The organism is Pseudomonas putida, assembly GCF_028682455.1.
In the GTDB taxonomy this organism is placed as follows: domain Bacteria; phylum Pseudomonadota; class Gammaproteobacteria; order Pseudomonadales; family Pseudomonadaceae; genus Aquipseudomonas; species Aquipseudomonas putida_AA.
Window position 1 is genome coordinate 1 of the sequence record NZ_JANHLD010000006.1, and the last position, 16,833, is coordinate 16,833.

Annotated in this window: 13 protein-coding genes and 1 pseudogene; 5 read left to right on the plus strand and 9 right to left on the minus strand. The window is 56.3% G+C overall.

What is annotated here, in order from left to right; all coding sequences use genetic code 11:
- A pseudogene (locus NPS58_RS28730) lies at positions 1-186 on the minus strand (hypothetical protein); the annotation flags it as partial.
- A gap of 211 nt (positions 187-397) precedes the next feature.
- Between NPS58_RS28730 and NPS58_RS28735 the strand changes: the two are divergent.
- From NPS58_RS28735 to NPS58_RS28750, 4 genes are all read left to right on the plus strand, one after another.
- Positions 398-3,514: an LPD7 domain-containing protein gene (locus NPS58_RS28735; protein WP_274118574.1), complete on the plus strand. Its 3,117-nt coding sequence runs from the start codon at positions 398-400 to the stop codon at positions 3,512-3,514.
- 35 nt (positions 3,515-3,549) lie between these two features.
- Complete coding sequence (locus tag NPS58_RS28740; protein ID WP_108222911.1) at positions 3,550-4,059, plus strand: hypothetical protein; 510 nt, start codon at positions 3,550-3,552, stop codon at positions 4,057-4,059.
- 84 nt (positions 4,060-4,143) lie between these two features.
- Complete coding sequence (locus NPS58_RS28745; protein WP_121757922.1) at positions 4,144-4,548, plus strand: hypothetical protein; 405 nt, start codon at positions 4,144-4,146, stop codon at positions 4,546-4,548.
- On the plus strand, positions 4,541-4,924 hold the full coding sequence (locus tag NPS58_RS28750; protein WP_121757923.1) for a hypothetical protein: 384 nt from the start codon (positions 4,541-4,543) through the stop codon (positions 4,922-4,924). The genes NPS58_RS28745 and NPS58_RS28750 overlap by 8 nt, the downstream gene beginning before the upstream one ends.
- Positions 4,925-4,963: 39 nt before the next feature.
- Here the strand turns inward: NPS58_RS28750 and NPS58_RS28755 are convergent, their stop codons facing one another.
- The 8 genes from NPS58_RS28755 to NPS58_RS28790 all read right to left on the minus strand — a co-directional run bounded on the left by NPS58_RS28755 (position 4,964) and on the right by NPS58_RS28790 (position 16,277).
- The gene (locus NPS58_RS28755) at positions 4,964-9,979 is read right to left on the minus strand and encodes a DEAD/DEAH box helicase family protein (protein WP_121757924.1); all 5,016 of its coding nucleotides are present in this window, start codon (positions 9,977-9,979) and stop codon (positions 4,964-4,966) included.
- Positions 9,980-10,077: 98 nt separating this feature from the next.
- A complete protein-coding gene (locus NPS58_RS28760; protein WP_054913746.1) occupies positions 10,078-10,383 on the minus strand; it encodes a hypothetical protein in 306 nt (101 codons plus the stop codon).
- 235 nt (positions 10,384-10,618) lie between these two features.
- Positions 10,619-12,133 (minus strand): zeta toxin family protein, encoded by a 1,515-nt coding sequence (locus NPS58_RS28765; protein ID WP_108222961.1) that lies wholly within the window; start codon positions 12,131-12,133, stop codon positions 10,619-10,621.
- A gap of 11 nt (positions 12,134-12,144) precedes the next feature.
- The gene (locus tag NPS58_RS28770) at positions 12,145-12,528 is read right to left on the minus strand and encodes a hypothetical protein (protein ID WP_274118575.1); all 384 of its coding nucleotides are present in this window, start codon (positions 12,526-12,528) and stop codon (positions 12,145-12,147) included.
- 52 nt (positions 12,529-12,580) lie between these two features.
- Entirely contained in the window at positions 12,581-12,964 is a 384-nt protein-coding gene (locus NPS58_RS28775; protein WP_108222962.1) for a hypothetical protein, read from the minus strand.
- Positions 12,965-12,972: 8 nt separating this feature from the next.
- On the minus strand, positions 12,973-13,341 hold the full coding sequence (locus tag NPS58_RS28780) for a hypothetical protein (protein ID WP_108222963.1): 369 nt from the start codon (positions 13,339-13,341) through the stop codon (positions 12,973-12,975).
- Positions 13,338-13,748: a hypothetical protein gene (locus tag NPS58_RS28785; RefSeq protein ID WP_108222964.1), complete on the minus strand. Its 411-nt coding sequence runs from the start codon at positions 13,746-13,748 to the stop codon at positions 13,338-13,340. Before NPS58_RS28785 ends, NPS58_RS28780 begins: the two co-directional genes overlap by 4 nt.
- Positions 13,749-16,277 (minus strand): type IA DNA topoisomerase, encoded by a 2,529-nt coding sequence (locus NPS58_RS28790; protein ID WP_108222965.1) that lies wholly within the window; start codon positions 16,275-16,277, stop codon positions 13,749-13,751.
- A 138-nt stretch (positions 16,278-16,415) separates the two neighbouring features.
- Between NPS58_RS28790 and NPS58_RS28795 the strand changes: the two genes are divergently transcribed.
- A complete protein-coding gene (locus NPS58_RS28795; RefSeq protein ID WP_060512877.1) occupies positions 16,416-16,832 on the plus strand; it encodes a lytic transglycosylase domain-containing protein in 417 nt (138 codons plus the stop codon).
- Position 16,833: the final 1 nt, after the last annotated feature.

The following is a 16,833-nucleotide window of genomic DNA, read 5'->3' on the forward strand; positions in this document are numbered from 1 at the left end:
CAGCATAGCCACCACGGGGTCGTTGATCTGCTCAGCCGACTTTTCCGGGCCTGTTAGCTCTTCCCATTTCGCTTTCTGCAGGCCAAAGGCATCAGCAGCGGCAACCTTGGTCAGACCGTTCTCGATCCGCCATCTCTCCAAATCCGTCCCACAAATTGGCTGAATTTCATCAGTTCCAATGGACATTTGATCCCCTCAAATGTAGCAGACGTAGCCCTCCTGGGCCTTAGGGAGCGGAGCTTCCCATTCCGCTTTATTTTGAATAATATACACAATACGAAATTTCAGCAGTCACGGTCCAGCCCAGAGCGACGCGTTTAACCCAACTTTACCCAGCCCCTTTACGGGGGCTCAGGGCAACGGACTACCCCACCATCCGGAAGGAGGCAGGATTGCCATGAGCGAAGAAAGCGAAGCCTTGATGCAAGAGTTCCGCCAGGCTGTTTATGAGCGATTGAATTCGCCACAGGCAGCTGAGGCCTCTCCCCGTGAAGCTATTGCGCGTCGTGCTGAGGCGTACCAGGCCTGGCTGAATAGCCAGCCATCCGAAGATGAAGCCGCGGCCGTCCCTACTGCGTTGGTCAGACATTGGGTCGCTGCAGACCTGTCGTCATGGCGCTCGATTGACGCCAAGAATACAGCTGATGCAGCAACTAGCGTTTATCAGAATATTTTCGCATACGATACATATGCGGAATTGCTAAAGGAACTAGACCAGGCCCTTTACAGCGAAATTATTTCGCGATTGGAGGGGAATGAAGCACTCGGTAACGGTTTTGGGCGGGGAAATACTGATCTAGATCAAGAAACTGTTGATCAGGATCCAAAAATCCAGATCAGTGAGCTTCTGAAGGACATCACCTACAAGGAGCGGCGCGACGGTAGCGTGCTCTATTCCCTCCATGAGAAGCCCATTTTCATCGACCATGGGCAGCAAATCCTCATGGTGGCTGAAGCCAAAGATGATGAGATGGCTATCCTGGCCGGCCTCTACATGGCTAAACAGAAGTTCGGTGGCTCAATCGAGCTTACGGGCAGTGAAGAATTCAAGCGCCGAGCGATCGAAGTCCTGATCAAACATGAGGTTCCGGTCGAACTCAATAACCCTGCCCAGGAAGCCATTCGACGCGAGCTGCTCGGCTTGCCTCCCATAGCGGCTGTACCAGACAAAAACGCCCCGCAAGCTGAAGCGCCGAAGCCGTCAGATGAAGCGACCGGTGAGAAGGTGGGCACCCCCAGTGAAGGTCCGACGACATCCCCAGTACCGGCCGCAACCGATCCAACTCCTGTTAATGCCCGCGAGGGTGTGATCGTTGATTTCGGGCCGGCGCCCTACCTTTTCGACAAGAAGCAGAGCAAAAGCTTCTTCGTGAAATTGCGCAATAGCGACGGCGAAGAACGTGTTACCTGGGGAGTGGACCTTTCTCGAGTGTTCCGCGAAAACGAAATTGCTCCAGGCGATACCGTCGCGTTGAACAACCTGGGACGTAAGCAGGTAACTGTAGAAGTGCCTGTGCGTGGTAGCGATGGCCGTGTAGAGCGCTACGAAGAAAAAACGGTTCATCGCAATGAATGGGAAGCCGTTCTGCTTGCTAAAGCAGATCTAGAGCAGGCTCCTCCAGTCGAGCCCTTGGCCGTTGAGTCCCTGACAGTGGCTGGGCGGGATGCGAGATTCGTTGAGTCAGTCGGTCTGCCCGGTGATATCAATGACTACCCCGATTTGCTGCCGTATCGGGCCGAGGATCATGCAATGGCCGTCATGTGGGAACATGACCGCTCACCGGAAGGATTGCAGACAATCGAAAGCTGCATGGCCGAAGCAAAATACCGCGCTGCTTTCCATGCCAAGCTTGAGAGTGAGGTCGGTAAGCTCAATACGCACTTCCGCGGGCAGATGGAGGCATCCGAGGGTTACGCCATCGCCAGAGAGCTGCTGGCGGACGCTGAGAAGCGCTTTGGACCACTGCCAGAGGTTGGCAGCGATGTGTTTGACCGGATGGTCCAGATAGAAAATTCCTGGGATCCGGAAGAAGTCATCAAGGCGATTGAACAGTCTGATGCGGCTTACCTGGCTGCTCTGGAAACCCATAAAGGCGCAGATCAGGCGCCTAGTTCCCCATCCAATTCGGTACCGGCGGAAGTTTTGGAGTCATTCGCGCTCGATAGCTACAGCCAGTATCCGTATGACCAGAATACGACTCCTTCAGCCAGGTGGGAATTGCTGAACAGCGAGGCTGCCAAGCACGGCTACACCGCAAAGATTGGCTTAGTGCCCGAGTCGGAACGGGTCGATGGTGTTACCTACACAATTGCCTACTTTGACTGTGAAGATCAGCCGACCGGTATCCACACAGAGTTGACCGGGGCCGGCAGGGATTTGAGGGCTCCTGCAACCTTCCTCAATGGTCAGCGCATTGCGCAGTTATTGGCCAACGAACCTGCAGCAGATGCTGCTGTGCTTGCATGTGCGATCTCCGAATACGAGAAGTCCAGAACACTGGACCGTACAGGAGAGGACGCTCTTCCTACTGATGAAGTGGAGCTTGGTGATGTGGCTGCAGCCGCGGTCGAGCATCAACATTTCCAGGCAACCGAGGGTGTGCCTTTTGGCGAATCCGATCTGCAACGGGCTGAGAACCTTGTTGCGGTAAACGCCGCCGTCTGGTGGCGCGATCAGTCGGAGGCCATCAACACCTGGAGCAAGTCGCTCGATGAGCTGGAGCACGACCTGGCCGCTCTTGGACCAGAGCCAGCGACCGACCAGTACTACTGGTTCGACAAGACAGGCCGTCCTGTTCCAGCACCAGTGAATGAGTACGACTGGATCATGGCCAATTCCTTCATCAAGGATGATCCCACCCCCCTTCCCGAGATTGAAGGCTTCGGCGCTGGCCTTCAAGGCAGTTCGAGCAACTCCGGTGTTCCCGGAGATATTTCCGGCGCTACAACCAGTGATTCAACCACTCCTCAGGAGGTCGGTATGGCAAACGCTGACAGCAATGCGGAACAGAAACTCATCCTTCGCGGTGTGACCAAGCTGGATAACGACCAGTACGACACCACAGTGCTCCTCTACCAGGGCAGCGGTGATTACCTGCAAGGGTACGTGAAGATCAACGGCGAGAAGCACCAGGTGCTCGCGTTCATCAACGAGCGGCACCCCGAACCTGGAACTGGTGAGATCAAGCCAAACTTCATCACCCTGTCCCAGCCGAACAATGATGGCAGCGACCAGAAATGGACGCAGATTGGATTTGGTAACGCAGTCAATCGACGCGGCGACGGGAAAGCTGTGTACTTCGATGAGGTGCTTTTCAACGTCGATAACCAGATCCTCAAGGCGAAGGTCACCAAGCACGTTGATGCGGATATGCACCGCAAGCTGGGTTTCCTCGAGCAACGAAAAGAGCGGGAGAAATCGAGCGCCTCCCCAAAGCCCGAAGCGCCGGCACAGCCCGCGAAGGCACAGCCAAGCCCGGCGCAAACCACCGTTAAACCCCGGGCTCGAGCTTGATGCTCCTGGCCGCTGAATGTTCTTGGAGGACTGGTATGAAAACACTGACCCGCGCGTTATTCGTTGTGTTGCTGCTGAGCTCGGCTGTGACAGCCAATGCTGCCACCTGCCGTAGCGGCGAGGCTGCAGTGCGTGGTGGTGAGGCCGGCCTGGCCCGAGATCAGGACGCGGCCGACACCACACAAACAGCAGCGCAAACCTCGTCTGACATTTTGGGCAAATGTGTCGGGGGGATCACTGGCATTTTCAGCACAACCTCGTTCCCCGATCTGTCGGCCATCTGGCAGATGATCAAGGACAAGGTTTGCTCGATCGCCAGCTCGTCTGTCAACGGTGTGATCTCCGAAGTCAACGGCCAGATCAATGGTGTCATGAGTGAGGTGAATGGGGCGGTTACCGATGCTGTGAATCAGACCGGTGTCAACGACACAGGTCTTGGTACCGTGGTTGGTAGCGGTGATACGCACATCAGCAATCCCGTCGAGGTTGGACACACGAGTGACGCGGCGGATTCATCGACAAATTGGAATGAAGTCTGGAAGTAAATGCCATGGAGCCCGCGATAGCGGGCTTTTGGTTTGCGGAGTGCAGGTGACGGCTCGCGCAGTAACGGCAAAGGAGGACCAGCCATGAGCGAAGTTTTTGTCAGCACAGTTCATCCGGCCTTGGGCAGGCTGTACTGGGTTTACACATCCAACGCAGATTGCAATTACCCCGATCATTACAGCTTGACCGATTGGAGCGAGCTTGCCACTCGATTCCCCAAGGGGTGGCGGGACCATCAGTACTACCACTGGAAACACCGCTCCCACATTTCGCAGGTCTTTGAGCCAGAAGACCCTTACGGTGATTACTTCGAGCAATATGAGGAGGAAGAAGCCGGGGGAGTTCTGGAGCAGAGGCTATCGGGTTTGCTTGCTAACCTGCAGGAGAAAAGTGGGCAAACTGTTGAGGAATTCAGGCATTGGATGTTTCGGGCAACCTGGGTTGACGTCCCTGCCCTTTGCATTGTTGAGAATTGTGCTTATGGATGAAGAATTTAAGAATCGACTAGAAGAACGTTGGCTGGACCATCAGGTCGCCTTGAGTAGCACGATTGCGGCTCTAAAGGCTGACCCCGCTAACCGTTATGCTGTGGTCAAAGCCTGGGCGGTCTTTGTAGCAAAAATTGCCCTGCATTCACTTGTAGGAAGCGCGGCTCTTTTGCTCGCCGTTTACGTGGCAGTGGCCTATCCCTACGGCTGGGTTCCCAGTTCAGTAGAGCTCGTGCTTCAAACTTGGACGGTGGTTGCATTGATGGGCGCTCCAATCCCGCTGCTCGCCCTTTCGGCCCCTGTTCGTTACTGGGAAAACCGAGCCGCCGAGGTGATGAGGGAAACAGACCTCCCATCAACGCACATAACATTCTGAAAGTGGAAATGAAAAGGGCGCCTCAGGCGCCCTTTTACTTTACGCCCGCATTTTACTCCGCCCTGGTGCTGCGGAACCCTGCAGGAGGACTGACTTTGGCTCCCACTTGGACACATAGGAGTCATCAGCCTGCATCAGCTTAAGCTCCCTGAGCACATCCCGGGCATCCTCGCGCAGGTAGTCGAGTCTGGTCTGCTGCTGGAAGGGCTTCGCCTTCTCCTGGATCGCCTTGTTGAGCTCCGACAGCTCGCGTCCCCTTGTAGATTCGGCCTCATCCCTCCAACCTTCCAGACGCTCCAGGAAGTTGTCCATCCGGCTGATGAATCCACTAATGCTGAACTTGTCGTCGACGCGATAAACCAGATTGTCCGGCTCGTACGAGTCCCGGCCGGTGACGGTGAAGTGAATTTTCTGCCGCTCGCACGACACCTGAACTTCGAAACCACGATAGCTACCTACGGGCACCAGCTCTGCGCGCTGGAATGTGTCTTCTGACCGGCGCTCGACGGCACGCTTCATTGCGCCGGCAAAAACTGCGGCCAGCCTTTCCTTGTCGGCGTCCTTAAACGTCTTGCCATTTGCCGAAAACTCGAATTCTGACTTGGTGCCGGCATTGCGACGCTCAATCTCACTCGACCAGCGGGCGATTGCTCGATCGGCACGCGTGTCGGCGTCACGCAGCCACGCAATGCGGCTGTCAAGAGAGTGCTGGCCACGTTTGAAGTTGGAGAACAATGCTTCCACCTTCTTGAGGTCGGCCGCGATCTGCACCTGCTGGAAGATCAGAGGATTGCCAGTGGCGGCGGCTTTCATCTCGGCGGCATTGGCTGCTTCGCTGGCCACATCCTCGATCACTCGCTGGAGGCTGTCGCCCTTGCGGAACTGCTCGATGCCTGCCGCCTTGAACTCGATGGTCTGCCACATGCGGCTATCGTAGGTCTGCTTCGTCGCGTAGCGCAGAATCTCGATCTCGAATCCGTCAGGGTCCATCTCATAGAACAAATTACCTTGCCGCTCGATGCGGCCATCGCGTTGTTCCAAGTCGCTTGGGCGCCAGGGTGCATCTAGGTGATGCAGGGCAACTAGTCGACGTTGGACATTCATGCCGGCGCCCATCTTCGCCGTAGAGCCCAAGATGATCCTCACCTCACCGGCATTCATCTCAGCAAAGAGCTTGGCTTTCTGCAGGTCCGTGTTGGCCTCATGGATGTAGCGAATCTGGTTCGCCGGGATCCCTCGAGCGAGCAGCTTGGAACGAATATCGTCGTACACGCTGAACGAGCTGGACCCAGCCAGAATATCGTCCATCGATATCGAGGCCTCACCCTCCTCCTCTTCCTCTGAGCTCACAGGAGCCTGTTCTGGACGTTTTGAACCCTTCGGTGTGGAAAGGTCGCAGAAAATCAGCTGCGTTCCTTTACGCTCGTCCCAGGCCTCCCAAATGCGGAACGCTTGATCGACACACGCGTTCACTTTGCTGCCCAAGAAATCCCCGGCTCCTGGATCGATTAGTCGGAAATCCAAACCCGCTTTACGCGCGTCATTGGTGATTTTCAACGGATTATCGAGACGTGGGTCTTTCGGCAGATGCTCCATGCGATGGATGATGGATCCTTCGTTCCATGACTTAAATGTCGATCCATCCGCTTTCAGCAGGGGTTTACCATCTGTGTCCACTGCCTCCTGCTGAATGCCCATGTACCAGGCTTGAGCCTCAGATCGATCCACAATCACGTTCTGCGGGCGACCGCCTTTCAGTTTTGGTACCGGGAATCGGGTACCGCGGGCTTCGGCCTGGTCCTGGAGGTCCTTGCGGGTGATCACATCGGCGAAGGTCCGATACATCGCTGTCAGCTCAGGGACGTTCTGGAACTTTGCAAAACGCGAGTTGAGCTTGTAGTTAACGCCGGTAGCGTCCAGCTCCCAACCAGTTACCACCTGACCGAAAGTCGAAGCCCAGGCATCGAAATGAATGATGCCCCGGGCTTTCATCTCGTCGTACTGCAGGTATCGCTGCACGGTATAGAGCTCAGCGATCGTATTGCTCAGTGGGGTACCTGTGGCAAGGAACACGCCGCGGCCGTCGTTCCGTTGCTGCAGGTAACGGCACTTAACGAAAAGGTCGAATGCCTTTTCCGAGCCTGCCAGATTCCCCAAGCCCGATACCCGACTAAGCGAGGTGGTGATGAACAGGTTCTTGAATTCCTGAGCCTCATCGACAACCAGGGCATCAACACCCAAATCGGCAAAGCTAACGGCTTGGTCCTTCGAACCGGTGTCGGCTTTCTTCTCCAGACGCTCGGTCATCCGTTCCTTTGCCTTCTCCATCTCTTTGATGGTCACGCGATCGCCCTGGCTGCTCTTGAGGTCGAGAATCGCGTCCGTGAGGTCCTGGATCTGCTCCTGCAGCAACTCCTCGAGCGTTTCAGGTGGCATACCGATTTTCTTGAACGAGCTGTGCGCCACTACCACTGCATCCCAGTCCCCTGTAGCAATCCGGGCAAACAGCCGCTCGCGGTTTTCTTTCTTGAAATCCGTCTTCTCTGCTACCAGCACGTTGGCGTTGGGATACAGATCGTAGAAGGCATCTTTCCACTGCAGTAGGAGATGGTTCGGTACCAGCACCATTGGCTTGCGGAACAGCCCCATCCGCTTGCTCTCCATCACCGTGCCGACGCACACGAGCGTCTTGCCGGCGCCGACCACGTGATCGAAAAGTGCTGTGCCGTCCTGAATGCCGCGCCAGATCGCGTCCTTCTGGTGTGGCCGGAGCGTGATGTCAAGCGAAGTACCAGGCAGCTGCAGATGTGATCCATCGTAGCGGCTAGGAATATTGGTGTTGAAGCGATCGTTGTAGAGTCGCGCGAGGGATTCTCGACGATCCTGATCCTCCCAGATCCAGTCGGTGAACGCAGCGCGGATCTCGTCGGCCTTCTGGTTAGCTGCTGCAGTCTGAGTTTCATCAACCTGCATGATCGGATGGCCATGATCGTCCTTTCCGACCTCTACCTTCACCTGGATCGGCCGGTTTGTTAAAACTGCCTCCACCAGCTTGTTCGCAGGGTACGCATCGGTGCCCCAGGTTACGCGCATGGTTGTGTTATCCCCTTCGGAGATATTCACCATCCATTTGCCCAAGGCTTCTTGGTAGTCGATGCGCCGGCGCACATCGCCCATGAGGTGCACGACGAAATCATCGATTGTCTTCGCCGGTACCCAGGTTGAACCCAACTGCACGGAAATGTCGATCGGCTCGATGTCTGCAGGCTGAATTGGCCGCAGCGCCTCTACGTTTTCCAGGAATTTGGGATCGTGTTCCGCAGCACGTTCCGCTCCCCTGAGTTTGGCTTTCACATTTCCGGTCAGGTACTGATCGGCGGTTTCCCAGCGATCCTTGCCAGGGTTGAAGTAGACCAGCCCTTTCAGGTCCCGAAGCAGCTCAGCCTCAGTGAGACCGCAGAGCCGGATCATGCGCTCGAGGTCGACACGCCCTACCTGGTTCATGCTGACTACCAGTGCATCCTTAGCCGATTCAACGTGGCGTATTTCTTCACGTGGGCTCATCACTCGGCGCGAGAAAATGGCGGCTTTATCCGCAGAGGGATTGCGCGCCGGTACACCATGCTTTCGCGCCATATCTGCCGAAACGCCGCGATCGTAGTTGCTTTCCAATGCGTTCAGCAGGGGATATTCAGGATCTTCCCCCATCGCCAGGCGGTTGGCCTGGCTACTCAGATGACCATGCCGGCGAACGTACTTGTCGTAAAGGCCATTCAAATGTCCTCGCAAGTTGTCCAGATCCTGAGGATCAACGGATTGCTCAGCATTCATCAAAGCGCGCAGCGCGTCCCGCACCTCGATCATTCCACGAATTCGCTGGCCAGCTCGCTCTGTTTTAGGCGTTATGAACTGGTAGTCGTGGGTTGCGAGCTGATCAGGCAAGCGGCGAGCCAGCTGGTCGTCGGCGGTAACAAAGTAGGAGCCCACCTTGGTATTCGCGGGGAGGTCGACCTCGGGCTTCCCTTCCTGACCTGGTTCGTCTTCACCAGTTGCGTCAACTTCGAGGTTGCGCATAGCACCTGCAGGCAATACTTGAAGCCTGGCGGTGATCGCCGCTGCCAGGTCCTGGCCTGGCTCGGCCAGTAAATCAGCGGCGTCGCGGCGCATCTTCCCAGTAAGGGCCATGCGGCCGGCCATTTGCGCAGGATTGTCGATGAAATACTGGTTGATCGTGATCGGCTCACCGGTTTCGCGATCTCGTATTTCACCGACATCCACCCAGCGCCGCTCAGGCCTATCGCCTGGCATCGCCTTCTGGAAGAACACAATGTCAGTTGTCACTTCCGTAAGCGCATTTTCTTTGAACGCTGTGTTGGGTAGGCGAATCGCCCCCAGGAAGTGAGCCGTATCCGCGATATGTTCCCGCGCCTTGCTGTTGGCGGCATCGAGGAAGTACCGACTCACCACCGCTCCCATCACACCACCAGGTCTGAGCGTGTTGAGCGATTTGGCCAAGAAGTAGTTGTGAATCGAGAAGCCTGCCAATTCGCGGTGATGCGGGTCATAAAGCGATTGCGATCCGAAGGGGGGATTCGCAACGCAGGCATCGAAGTATGCGCTTGGGATAGCCACATCCTGCAGCCCACGATTGATGAAGGTAGACGACGGATAGAGATGGGCGCCGATTTGCGCAGTGAGCGGGTCAAGCTCGATGGCAGTGATGCGGCTGTTGCGCCGCATTTCGGCAGGCATCAGGCCGATGAAATTGCCGGTGCCGGCAGCTGGCTCCAATACCTTGCCGCCCTTGAAACCAAGGCGCTCCAGTCCCTCGTAAATGCCAGCGATGACGGTGCTTGAAGTGTAGTGCGCGTCCTGAGTGGAGCGCCTGGCCCTCTCGTATTCATCTTGGCCCAGCAAGGTGGACAGTTCCTGGTACTCGGTTCGCCAAGCATCATTTCGATGATCGAAAGCCTGGGGCAGCCCACCCCAGCCCACATACCTGACCAGTGTGGCTTGTTCATCGGGAGTAGGGCCGCGGCCTTCCTTGTGCAACACCTGCAGCAGCTGTAGGGCAGCGATATTATCGCGGAATTTTGACTTCGCTCCGCCGGAACCGAGTCCGTCCGCGCTGCTGATCGCGTAGTCAGTAGGTGTTACAGGTCCGTTTCGATCTCCAGCATTGCCAGGATCTCGTGCTCTGTCAGCCCCTGCTTGCTCTCCACCGGCAGGCTGTTGATGGCTGTCAGTTCCAAGGCTTGCTGATCCAGAAGCCGGCTGAGCAATTGCAGCTCGCCCTGCAGCTCCAGCGACTTGAGGCGTTCTGGATTGTTCAGAGCCCAGCGGTCGAGAATCTTCCAGCCTTGGAGGCTGAACGACGGCGACTGGCGGATCGATGCGAGGGTCTGCTGGCTCAGAACTCGCGCTGAGATTTCCAGGGGCTGTGTTTGATTGGTGATCATAATGGCGGTCTCCTTGGTCTTCGTCGGAATCGAGGCCAGCTTGTAGGTCCTCGATCGTATCTACCGTCTCTTGAAAAGCGAAATCGAACGTCATCTGCCCCTGATTTTCTGGGGTCTGCCGCCGTTTTCTAGGCATTGCCGTCGCCTCCTATCTCAGTTTGTATAATAGTCATTATACAAACTACTGAAAGCGCGACAATGCGTGTCTCTAACTCGCTGTTTTTAAAGGGTACTCTCAGTAGCCCGGCTTAGGTCGCCTCAAGAAATCACCCTGGCTAAGGTCGGTCGGGTACTTGTGACGGTATTCCGATCGGATGCCATCCAGCTCGGCATGCTCGCTGGGGGCCGCTCGACGCACCAACATTTTCCCTTCGATCATTTCCAGATTGTAACTGAAGCCTCGGATCTCCTCGGGAGTCCAAACTCGCTCGCGCTCCTGGGTGATGCGTTGTCGGCCACCTGCAGGTGCGCAGTCTCCTTCGGAGAGACGACGCGCATACAGTTCCGTGCCGTTGCGGCTGAATACCTGCAGCGTGTCGACCAGGTTGTCTGCTTCTAACCGTTCTACGGTTACCGGCAGACCTGCGTAGGCCTGGTCATGCTTGTCTCGATTTGACCAGCGGCCGAAGCCGTTGGACTCGCGCTGAAGCTCGTAGCGCATATGAATGCTCATGCGACTGACCAGAGGGTCCACGGCCAGTACCCGGGCTTCGACGCGATACCCTGCAGAGTGAAGGCGTGAGCAAAGCTTTGCGAGGCTGTCGGGGTCACGCATGGTGCCATCGATAAGCAAGTTGCGGCGATTCTTTATCGCCAAATTGGTCAGCTTTACCGACCAGGCGCCGGCATCTGGATGAGTGCGATCCGCGGCCATACGATCGTTCTCGCGCATAAGCTGCAGGTACTGCGGATGGTGCTTGCGCAGCTCATCGGCATCAACCTTGATGGTGTTGCCGCCAAACTCATCCAGCGCTCTACTGCTGAGCCCGGCCTTACCTGCACCAGGTTGGCCCCCAAGGAGCACGGCCGTTGGTTGATTGACAGGCTTGGTAGTGGAGAGTGCCAGCATGGCGATGTCGTCGAAAATGGCATCATGCTCAACGGGGGACAGCCGAAATTGCGACTGGTCGTCCTTGGGAAACGTCATTTGCTGTCGGTGTCCTTCCTTGATACCTGCAGCGATTGCCTGAGCTTCGATGCGCAGCTCGCTGATAGTAAGTCGCCCGTCTGTTAGCCCTGCGGCCTTTAACAAGCCTTGTAGGGAACTGCGGGTACGGTCCCACGCTTTACCGAGGAACGAACGCTCCTCCTCTGCGACAAATGCGAAGACCTCTTCCGCACGATGAATGTCGGGGAGCTTGGCATAGTGCTCGTCGACGTACGCCCATATGTGGGCTAGTGAAGGTTCACCGCGCGTTTCAAGAACGCGATCCAGGAACTCTCGTTTTTCTTCGGGATTGAAGGTGTTGAGCCCATAATGCCCGAGGAGCTCGTGGCGCAGCGCTCGCTTGACGGCCCCTTCATCACCCATATTGGAAGCGGCAAGGGTAAAGAGGGCTCTTGCTGGGTGGTAGGCTGCGTCGATTCGATATCCGATTTTTTCTCTTGCGGCGTCGGGTCCATAAATTTCCTCCTGCGTGGCCTTGATGATAGCAGTCACGCCTATGTGACCACGATATTCAGCCATGAATCGATCCACTATCGACTGGGCCTGAGCAACGGTTAGTCCGACCTGTTCGTGAGATGGCATGAGGTTACCCCTCAAACCGATGCTTTGACGATCGGCCCGTAGCGCTCGATCGCGTGCGCTACCGCCACTGAGTCGTCAATGCGGAGTTGCGACCGCTCAACCACGAGCTCAGCTTGCTCGGCCCGAAGCTGATCAATCAAAGCCTGATTCGGATCGCCCTTGCTACGCTCGGCGTGGATATCACGGGCTTTGAGGGCGATCATGTTGCCTATGGTTTCCATCGCTGCCTCAAAGGCCGCAAGCTGTTGGTCCGTCCACTGTGCCGGCATGGCATTGTCCTTCTTAGCTGGTTTCGAGGCTTTGTAGATCAAGGCGAGGCCAAGCATCATAAATAATGCTGACTGAAACCCTTCATTCAAGGGGCGAAGTTCGTTGAAGTGATAGTTGACCGCCATGGCCAGGCCCACTAATAGACTCAGCGCCCCGACTAGGAATCGCACGATCCGATTATTCATCGCTGACCCCCGCGGCGCTGGCTTTGACCAAGGCCAGCTCGTATGAGTCATTCAGCACCGTCATCAGCTGTTCTGCAGTTGGTGCGCTTTGGCACCTGAACAGCACAATGGCCAAGTCTTTGAGACCACGCGTTCGATTGATGCTGCGGGTCGCTACAGCCCGTAGATCATCGGTGTCATAGACATTTGCAAATGCCACACCCTCGGCACCTGTAATTTCCACCGTGCGGTTGATCGAGGCTTCCACTGCCGGCGGCAAAGCAGGTTTGTAGTCTGCGTCCACCAGCATCAGGGTAACGATGAAAGGCACCGGATCGCCTGCATCACTCTTGGCAAAGTAGGCCGGGACCACCTTCATTTCGGTCGCGTTAAACATGATTATCCCTACCGTTTGACGTCGAGCGCCAGAAAAGGCCCTTTGAAGCCTACCTGCTCGTCAACTGAGCTGAATGCTGCGATCCCCTTGGCCCGTTCTTTAAGCCACCGATCGAACACCTTGCGAGCTTGCTTGTCATCGACACGAACCAGTTTGCCATCTTCAGCGAAGAACACTGGCATGCGGAACGTATTGCTTTCGTCAACCGAAATGGCCATTTCGAACCATTGGTTGTTCCCCTCGGTGACTTTGATGAATTGGGTGTGCATCCCCTGGATCACTTCCCTATGTTCACCAGGTTCCCTCGGTGAGCCTGGTTCCTGGTCGCAACCGGCCAGTAGGATCAGCAGCAGGATCGATAGTGTGCGACGGATCATGAACGTTCTCCTTCTGCCCACCCTGGCGGGTAGGCAGGGTATGTGATTGACGCTTCTAGAACTGGAGATTCAGGAGCCAAAGCCCATGCGTAATAGCCGGTGCCCTCGAAATAGAGCACCGGCTGTCCCTCGACCTCGCCTATGACTGTGGCACCGGCAGAGAAGGACTTAGGCAGGTCGCCCAGGCGCAGCGTTGGCAAGTTGCAGGATGCTTGCAACACATCGTCATGCTTGTAGAGGTTGCGCGCAGCTGCATCACCCCAGGCGGAACTGTCCCGTGCAATCGTTCTGAACCTCATCCACTCGAGCGCACTTAGGGCACGCATATGCTTGAGCACCAGATCCTGGAATTCCTGTTTATGGGCCAACAGCTGCCTGTCGTGTTCGGTCAAGAATTCAGTGTTCATTCAGCTTGCCTTCTTGCCGAAGTCGAATTCCACTTTCCAGCTATCCCGGTTGAGCTTCAGGTGAGCGGTGAACGGGCGCTTGTCACGGTTGAGAAAACCCGAGAGTTTCTCCGTCATTCCGCTCGAGAACAGCGTTTGCGCTTCTGCGGCACTCAGCGGCCGACTGGCGATGACTGCGCCGACCTTGAACTGGCAAGCTGAGCATTGGAAGTGTCCAGGTACCGCTGCAATCTCACCTGAGCAGCGCGGGCACTCAAGCTTGATGGATGACATCGCCGGTACTACAGGCGCTGAGCGGTCTGTAATGCTCGGTGCCGAGTCGAATACGAATGTCGTTTTACCTGTGGCGGTGTCCAGCTTCAGCTTCGCGGAAAACTTCGACTGCTTTTGGCGGCTCACGAACCCTTTGATGACTGGTGTTTCACCTTTCACCAACAACAGCTCGATCTGGCCTGGAGTGAGTGATTTACCCGAAACCTCGTGCCAAAGCACGAATTCGCAGCTGGAACACATGGTTCGCTTGCCCCGGTTCTGCAAAGCACTCTTACAGTTAGGGCAGGGAACGCCTTCGCCGGCTGCGGGCGGGAGAGGTGTAATAGACGCGGCTTTGGCAGTTGCAACAACGTCCCGAACGAACTCCTCGGCATAGCGCATGAAGTCGCTCAGATTCATGGCCCCGTCTGCGACTTGATCCAGCGAACGTTTGAAAGCACCGGCTTGCGCGGGATCCTTAACGCGCATGGGTAGCGCGTCAATCAGGCTTCTGGCTTCGGGGCTGGTCATGAGCTTTTTGCCCTTTCCTCCCGCAGGCACGAACAAGCTGCGCCGCTTCATGTCGGCGATGATGCCTGCACGGGTGGCTGTAGTACCGATCCCCTCCCCTTCTTTGAGCCGCTTTTTCAACTCCGCATCGTCTACGTACCGATGCAAGTTCTTCATCGCATCGAGCAGCATATTGTCGTCGAAACGCGGAGGCGCGGTGGTTACCTTGCCTGTCGCATTCACTTCCAGCCACTGCAGCAAATCACCCGACTTCACGTCAGGAAGTTCACCCTCTGGCCCTTCTTCCTCGACAGGCGCACCGTCCAGCGGCGGAGGCTCTTTGTACACAGCCTTCCAACCTTGATCGGTTGGGCAGACACCCGTTGCACCGAAGACCTCGCCAATTTGAACGCCAATGCGCAACAGCATCGAGCGATACCGGTAATCGGCAGCGAACTGGGCAAGATAAGCCCGGACCACCATGTCATACACGTTCCGCTCAGCCTCGGACCAATCAGCTGAATTGACTGGATTTTCCGGGGTTGACGGGATGATCCCGTGGTGCGGGGTTGGCTCGCCCGTGGGGGTACGCATTTTCGCGTCATTAAAGGCTGCTGATTTGCGCTCAGGGTCCAGTTCACGAGCAATAGCCAGCAGATCTGGCCGCAGCTGCATGATGCCAGCGATCACGCCGGGGGCTTCGGCATGATGAGCTTCAGAAAGGAAGCGCACATCGGTTCGAGGATATGTCATGACCTTATAGGTGTCGTAGAGCTTTTGAGCAGCCTCCATCACCTCGTCACCGGTGTAGCCGAAGCGGCTGAAACCCTCCATTTGCAGTTCATTCATGGACAAGGGAAGTGGAGGTTTTTTCTTCTTGTCAGTGATCGAGTGCTCGATGATCGAGGCTTCCCCGGGCACGCCTTCCTGCAGCCGTGCAAGAAGCTGTTTCGCAACTTCCTCGTCTACCAGCCGGCCGGATTCATCCAGGCCAGTCTGGGATTCTTGTGGCACCCAGCGGCCGCGAATCTCAATCCCGGCGCTGGTCGTGAATACGGCGGTGATGTCTTGATAAGGGACAGGTTTGAAAGACTCGATCGCGCGGTCGCGCTCACGGACTACGTAGAGCAAAGGGCTCTGCACGCTACCAACGGGCAACAGCCCTTGATGACCCATGTCGCGCCCCCGAAGGGTCATCGCCCGCGTACCGTTCATGCCCAAGAGCCAGTCGTAACGGCTCCGAGCAAGCCCCCACAACCGCCATCCCCTGAACAGTGGATCAGAGTTGTCACGCATGTTAGCGAGGGCCTCGCGGACCTTGCTGGGGTTGTAGTCGTTGATCAAAACCCGTTTAACAGGCTTGCGGCAGCGGAAGTACTCAAGCGCCTCATCCACCAGGCTTTGACCCTCGCTGTCGGGATCGCCGAGGTGGTACACAACGTCACACCAGGCCAAAAGCTCCTTTAGCTTGCTGAGCCGGGGCCGTTTGCGAGGATCAGGAAGAATTTTCCAGTTTTGTTCTGGTGGGATAATCGGCAGGTCCTCCATCCGCCAGATTTTCCGACCCTTGCCTGTTTTAGGTAGATCGTCAGGCAGATAGTCATCAGGCGTCGCCTGCTGAAAAGCATGCCCATCCAGCCAGACGCACCAGTCATTACCGTGTTTTGTCCAGCCTGCCCCGCGGTCAGATGTGTGTCCATTGAGCACAGGGAATACACCCTGAGACAGCTGGGATTCTTTCTCAGCTATCCAAAGAATTTTTTCCATCAACCCTCCTTACCCTTGAGCCTGGAGCCGCCTTGATCTACCCAGCGACTGGTGTGGTTTGCCTTGCCTTGATTCCGTAGAATAGCTACCATACGGAAAAGCATAAACCATCACGGGTCATTACGGAAGGATTGCCTAATGGTTCCAATACCTGCACCACCGCCTGATGTCGCCCAAGACCTGGTGCCTGCCTGCATGGTGCAGGCCGCCCGGGATTACAGCCTGCCATTGCGCGGCCTAATCGCTGTATGGCTGACCGAGAGCGGCAGCGGCGAACCATTGAAGAGCCTTAATAAGAACGGGACGGTCGATCACGGACCTTTTCAAATCAACACGGTTTGGGCAAACCGACTGCAAAGCGAGTTCGGCGTAGCCCCTGAGCTCATCACAAGTGATTTCTGCTGGGCGGCTAGGGCCGGCGCTTACATCCTTCGGTATGAGATCAACCAAGCCGGCGGGAGCTTCTGGGATGGCGTAGGCCATTACCACTCAAGAACTCCCAAATACAAATACCCCTATATACAGCGCGTATATAACAACTCATTGCGATTCTAGG